The sequence below is a fragment of the Breoghania sp. JC706 genome, from assembly GCF_037026715.1.
In the GTDB taxonomy this organism is placed as follows: domain Bacteria; phylum Pseudomonadota; class Alphaproteobacteria; order Rhizobiales; family Stappiaceae; genus Breoghania.
In genome coordinates, this window is sequence record NZ_JBANCG010000027.1 from 1 (window position 1) to 4,673 (window position 4,673).

At 59.9% G+C, this 4,673-nt stretch carries 4 protein-coding genes; 1 reads left to right on the top strand and 3 read right to left on the bottom strand.

Annotated elements, in window-relative coordinates; translation table 11 throughout:
* Positions 1-349 precede the first annotated feature (349 nt).
* From V2L18_RS23380 to V2L18_RS23390, 3 genes are read right to left on the bottom strand one after another with little or no spacing between them, the layout of a single operon-like run.
* Positions 350-1,519, bottom strand: a complete 1,170-nt coding sequence (locus V2L18_RS23380; RefSeq protein WP_336180760.1) for an FAD-dependent oxidoreductase — start codon at positions 1,517-1,519, stop codon at positions 350-352.
* 4 nt (positions 1,520-1,523) lie between these two features.
* Positions 1,524-1,847 carry a 2Fe-2S iron-sulfur cluster-binding protein gene (locus V2L18_RS23385; protein WP_336180761.1) on the bottom strand — a complete coding sequence of 108 codons (324 nt, stop codon included), beginning with the start codon at positions 1,845-1,847 and terminating at the stop codon, positions 1,524-1,526.
* A gap of 49 nt (positions 1,848-1,896) precedes the next feature.
* On the bottom strand, positions 1,897-3,072 hold the full coding sequence (locus V2L18_RS23390; RefSeq protein ID WP_336180762.1) for a cytochrome P450: 1,176 nt from the start codon (positions 3,070-3,072) through the stop codon (positions 1,897-1,899).
* A gap of 117 nt (positions 3,073-3,189) precedes the next feature.
* Here V2L18_RS23390 and V2L18_RS23395 point away from each other — a divergent pair, with 117 nt between their 5' ends.
* Positions 3,190-4,119 (top strand): LysR family transcriptional regulator, encoded by a 930-nt coding sequence (locus tag V2L18_RS23395; protein WP_336180763.1) that lies wholly within the window; start codon positions 3,190-3,192, stop codon positions 4,117-4,119.
* The last annotated feature ends 554 nt before the right edge of the window (positions 4,120-4,673 follow it).

Here is a 4,673-nt window from a genome sequence, read left to right on the forward strand (position 1 = left end):
CGAAAGAGACTTTCGTCGCCCGGCCGCCATGTCGCCACAACCTTTGCAGGTTAGGCCCCATTTCCGGCACAAAGACTGACTTGCCGAACCTTGGTTCGGAGTGTCAGGCTCCGTCTTTCGGGAAACACCGGAGCGAGTGGCCCCGCCGTCAGCAGCAGCGCCGCTCCCGGTGTGGCGCTTATGTAGTCGGTCACATCCCGACCCGTCAACCCCCGACAATCAGTTTTTTCAAATCTCCGGAACGGCCTGTGGATCATTTGCGTGGCGCCGACAAAGACACACGGTCAGGACGCATCCCCCGGATGGCCACGCGCACAATGGAGCGGCCATTAGCCGAGCGTTTTCATCATCATAACGCTCCAAGGTCGAGCCCGGCCGCCTCAAGATCCCTGACAAAAATCGGCGAGATGGCTAGACGCTTGCGCGCCTGCATATGGGTTTTGGCGTCATTGACGGTCTCGACGGCCGAGATCCTTTCCCCACAAAAACGGAAGGTCGCCCCGTCCCCGCGCACAATGGCTCCGTCCGCGGCAGACGACAGGCCTGCGATCTGCAGCTTGTGATCCGACTGGTCCGACCAGAACCATGGAACGGCAGCGTAAGACGCTCGTTCTCCGCGAACGAGCCGCCGGGCGATAAGTCTGGCATGATCCGTCGCGGCCTGAACCGATTCCAGACGCACGAGGCGGTCTGTCACCGGATCCGGGAACGCACAGCAGTCGCCAAGCGCCGAAATCGCAGGGTCTTCGGTCACGAGCCGACAGTCAACGACAACACCGTTCTCCACCGCAAGCCCAGCCCCTTGCGCAAGTTCCGTATTGGGCACGACACCGGCGGCCATCAGAATCAGGTCCGCTTCGATCCGGTCGCCGCCGGCAAGCATGATTCCATCTTCGCTGATGGCAACTGCCGGGTCTGCGAGGCGAACCGACGTTCCCATCGCCTCATGGAGTGCAAGAAAGCGGGCCGACATCTCCGGTGAAACGACGCGGGCCATCAGGCGCGGCGCCGCCTCCGCCACGGTGACTGCATGACCGAGACTGCGCGCCACGGCCGCAAATTCCAGGCCGATGAACCCTCCACCTATGACCGCACAACGCCGAGGCGCCGCAAGTGCCGCTCGCAATCGCACGGCATCCTCGAGCGTCCTGAGATCCAGTGCCAATTCCGCACCCGGGATGGGCGGGCGCAGGTTGCGCGTGCCGGTGGCGAGAATCAGGTGATCGTAGCCGAAGGCCGACGCGCCCGCGTGAACCACGCGATTCGCACGATCGATCCACTCAACCCGCGTGCCGTCCACCAGATCTATGTTGTTCTTCTCGTAAAAGGCGGCGGGTCGAAGCCGCAGCGCGTCCGCATCGCCGGATTTGAGAAAGGCCTTGGAGAGCGGCGGGCGCTGATATGGCAGTCCGCTCTCGGCGCCGATCACCGTGAGCTTGCCCGTATACCCCTCCTGCCGCAGGCTGATGGCGGCCTGAACGCCCCCCTGCCCGCTCCCGATGACGACGATGCGCTCCATCGGCTCACACCTGCTCCTCGGGCAGGTGAACGCGCAGCCCGTCGAGGTCTTCCGTGAGCCTTATCTGGCACGAGAGGCGCGAGGTGGGTGTCACGTCCGCGGCCGCACACTCAAGCATGTCGTCTTCACCGTCCCCGCGCACGCCAGTCCGGTCCGTCCACGCCTCATCGACGTAACAGTGACAGGTTGCGCACATCATGGCGCCACCGCATTCGCCGACAATCCCGTCGACATTGTTTTCGAGGGCGGTCTGCATCACGCTCGCCCCCACTTCGGCATCGACGGTCGTCTCCGTGCCGTCGCAAGCGACATATGTCACTTTGACCATCGGTCTCCTCCTCAATCTATTCTTGCAACCGGTGCTGTTCCGCGGAACGTCAGTTCAGCGTGACGGGCAGATTTATGGGGCCACGGAAGCCGAACCCCCGCCATTTCACTGCGTCGGGGTCTGGCAGCGTCATGTTTGGAAAGCGCTCGAAAAGCGCGGGCATCATGATTTCGCCCACGGTACGACGTGCGATATTCGCGCCGGCACAATGATGGGGACCCGAACCGAAGGCCTGATGGAGGTTCTTCGGCCGAAAGACCTGGAAATTCTCGCCGTCCTCGAAAAGGTCCTCGTCGCGATTGGCGGAAGCCTGGATCGTCATCACGACATCACCTTTCGGAATATCGTATCCGCCGATCTCGGTGTCGGCCATCACCAACCGCGAGGACGCCTGGATCGGCGCGACCCAACGCACGCCCTCTTCGAAGGCTGCATCCCAGGCGTCGCGGCGGCGAACCTCTTCCAGTTGATCGGGATTGGTCAGGAGGCCGTAGACGATCGTGGCCATCGCATCACGCGGCTCGTTTATGCCTCCGCCGATTGCGATCTTGATGTTTGCGACGATCTGGCTCCAGGGGATCGGATCCTCAGCATTCACCATCAGCGACAGAGCAGAGTCGTTCGGCTCGGCCTTGTGCCGCGCGACACAGGATTCGATGTGCGCGTCCATCTCGGCATTCGCCCGGTCGGTCACCTCGAAAGGCTCCGGCGCCCAACCGAAATTGCCGGCACCATCGATTAGGTTCTGCGACCAGCGCATCATCTGCTCGTCGCTCGCGCCTTCAAGACCCAGAATATGGATGAGAATGCGCGCCGAGACCGGGCCGCAGATCTCCTTGAACAGGTCAACCGTCTCGCCCCTCGGAAGGCGGTCGAGATACCTTTTCGTAATGTCGCGATAGACCTGCGCCCAGTTCGTCTTGATGACCTTTGGCGTATAGGCCTTCTGCATTGCCATGCGTTCGCGTCGATGCTCCTCGCCGTCTTTGCGCATGAGCGTGTGGGCATTGAACGCCCGCTGCATCGGCGTCTGTGGATCGTCGGAACTGAAAAGCTCCGGATCATCCTTCACCCGCCTGGTGTCGGCCGCCTTGGTCAGGAATGTGCGGCGGGCGGACGCAACGCGGACCACGGGCATCGTGGCGCGCATCCTTCGATAAATCGGATAGGGGTCGACGTTGAGCTGATCGAGCGTCACGTCTTTTTCAATCGGTGCCAGAGGCATTTCCGCGGTCTCCTCCCAAAGAACGCTAGAAAACGAGCTTGGCAACTCGTTATCTATCTAGCAACACGATCCTTTTGATAGGGATCATCGGATAATTCGATGAGATGAGGAAAAGGGATGTCGAGAAAGAAGATGGCCAGCCCCTGCGTGAGCGATCCGTATCAGCTTGATTTCCGCACGCTTCATCTGCTGACAGTCGTTCACCGCGAAAAATCCTTCAGCCGCGCCGCCGAGGTGCTCGGCTTGAGCCAGTCGGTCGTCAGCTACGGAATAGAAAAGCTCAGACACGTCTTTGACGACCCCCTGTTCGTGCGGGAGGGTGGCAAGACGGTGCCGACGGAACGCTGCGAAGCCGTCGCGCGCTATGCAAACGATCTGCTGGCGGAATTCGATGCGATGAAGCTCCAGCAGGCCTTCGACCCGTCTGACATCACTGCGACCCTGACCATCGCCTGCAACTATTATGAGCGCAGCATTCTGATCCCCGCGATCGTCGCGTGTCTGCGCCAGGAAGCGCCCAGGGTCCAAATCGAAGTGATCGACGCTTCCGGCAGCGGGCATCGACGCCTGATCGACGGCGAGGCGGATGTCCTGATAGGCCCCTATCAACGCGCCGACGCAGCCTTCTTCGAAAAGACGCTGATCCGCGAGCACTATGTCTGCCTGATGGACGCGCGGCACCCCTTGGCGAAAAGAAGCCCGACGCTTGAAGACTATCTCGATTTCGAGCACGTCATCATCACCTATGGTGGGCTGTGGATATCGCCTTACGTGCGGAAAATCGAAGGAATGGGATACCGTCTGAACGCCCCCCTCAGGGTACCGAGCCCGGCCGGTATCGACCGGATCGTGGCCGGTTCAAACCTCGTGGCGACCATCCCGCGCCGGCTGGCCCAGATCCGGGATCCGTCCCTAGCGATCGTGCCATGTCCCGTCGATGCGCCTCTCGACGTCAAGATGGTGTGGAGCGTGCGCAAGCATCACTCGTTGCTGATGAAGTGGATGCGCGAACGCATTGCCTCGGCGGTAGCCGGCCTATCGCTTTAGAGAACAGGGCGTCTTTCAGTCTGTCCGATACACACGAACCCGGTCTGCCGACCTGCCGTCGCAGGATCGAAATCGTTCGTTCTCGAATGGGGCAAGAACTCGATTTATACTAACTCGCATTCCGAAGTTGGCTCGACTGAATAGTCTGGCAGGTGCCTGGCGTCTGAACGTCGGCGCTTTGCGAATATGCTACGAAAGTCGAACTTTCTTTGAGAACCGGCTTACGCGTTCCGCATCGACCTGCCGACAGTTGATAAAATTCTCAAGATTACGTCGACACACCTCACCTTAATTCAGTATACTTAACGTCATCAACAAACCATAAACTCAACATATTCATATTTACTGCAAGATCTTTATTCGACATTTCACATCGTCGCGGCTCGACGCAATTATATTTCAGCGAGATTCTACTTCTCTCCATCACGGCATCTGTTAGAATATGGGGGTCATATGCCGGAAGATTAAGGACCCTACGATGAACGATTACAGCGGGCTTTCAGGCCTTGGTATTGATCCGTGGGAGGGGTTCAGCACGGGTGCGTGGCGGGAGA